A 1,313-nucleotide genomic window follows, 5' to 3' on the forward strand; every position below is an offset into this window, starting at 1 on the left:
GGTCGCGAGCGGACCGGGGGACGACCGCACCGTCGCCTCCTGCGTGGGCACGGCGCGGCGCGAGCAACTCGCCTCGTACGTGGCGGCGCCCGCCCTCCTGTTCATCGGGGACCCGGGCGGCGGCACCGTACCCGGATTCGCGCTCTCCCCGCGCAACACCGCGAAGATCGCGGGAGTCGCCGCCCTGGTCCTCGCGCTGACCGTCGGCGCGTCCGTACTGGCGGGCACCCGGCTCGTGCGGCCCCTGTACGCGCTGACGGGCGCCGCGCAGCGGATGAAGGACGGCCGCGGGACCGCACCGGTGCCGGTGACGACGGACAACGAGATCGGCAGGCTCGCCGCGGCGTTCAACGACATGGCCGCGCACCGCACGCGCCTGGAGGAACAGCGCAAGGTGATGGTGAGCGACGTCGCCCACGAACTGCGCACCCCGCTGAGCACGATCCGCGGCTGGCTGGAAGCGGCACAGGACGGACTCGCCGACCCGGATCCGGCCTTCGTCGCCTCGCTCCTCGAAGAGGCCGTGCAGTTGCAGCACATCATCGACGACCTGCAGGACCTCGCCGCCGCGGACGCGGACGCGCTGCGGCTGCACCCGCAGCCGGTGCACGTCGAGGAACTGCTCGGCCAGGTCGCCGCGGCCCACCACGTCCGCGCGGACACCGCGGGAGTGACCCTGTCGACGGCCTCACCGGACGCGCCCGTGCCGCAGTTGACGGCGGACCCCGTGCGGCTGCGGCAGGCGGTCGACAATCTCGTGTCGAACGCGATCCGGCACACCGGGCCGGGCGGCACGGTCACGCTGCGGGCCCACGCGACCGAGGCGGGCGACGAGGTGGTGGTGGAGGTCGCCGACACCGGAAGCGGCATCCCCGCCGCCGACCTGCCCTACGTCTTCGACCGGTTCTGGCGCGCGGAGAAGTCCCGCAACCGGCGCACCGGCGGCAGCGGCCTCGGCCTGGCGATCGTGCGCAGGCTCGCCCAGGCGCACGGCGGTTCGGCGACGGCGGCCAGCGAGGAGGGCAAGGGATCGGTGTTCACGCTGCGCCTGCCGGTCGCGGGCCCCGCGCCCGCACCCTGATGCGATGACCACAGCCGTCTGACAGCTTCTTCACAACTCCACGCGAGCCTGTGACTGTCGATCAAGGTCCCGACGGACGGAGATCGACATCTCATGGCCGACCGGCCCTGAGCGACCAGGCATTGGAGTTCCCCCATGTCCCGTCTGTCCCCCACGTCCCGCCGGCTGCCGCTGCACGCGGCCGCCGTCACCGCCGCCGTCGCGGCCGCGCTGCTCGCCCCGGCCGGTGCCG

At 74.0% G+C, this 1,313-nt stretch carries 1 protein-coding gene; it reads left to right on the plus strand.

Features of this window, described 5'->3' with window-relative positions; translation table 11 throughout:
- The coding region (locus G3I40_RS18890; protein ID WP_164303310.1) for a HAMP domain-containing sensor histidine kinase at positions 1-1,081 on the plus strand (1,081 nt) is incomplete at its 5' end.
- Between the last annotated feature and the right edge of the window lie 232 nt (positions 1,082-1,313).

The organism is Streptomyces sp. SID14478, from assembly GCF_010548525.1.
In the GTDB taxonomy this organism is placed as follows: domain Bacteria; phylum Actinomycetota; class Actinomycetes; order Streptomycetales; family Streptomycetaceae; genus Streptomyces.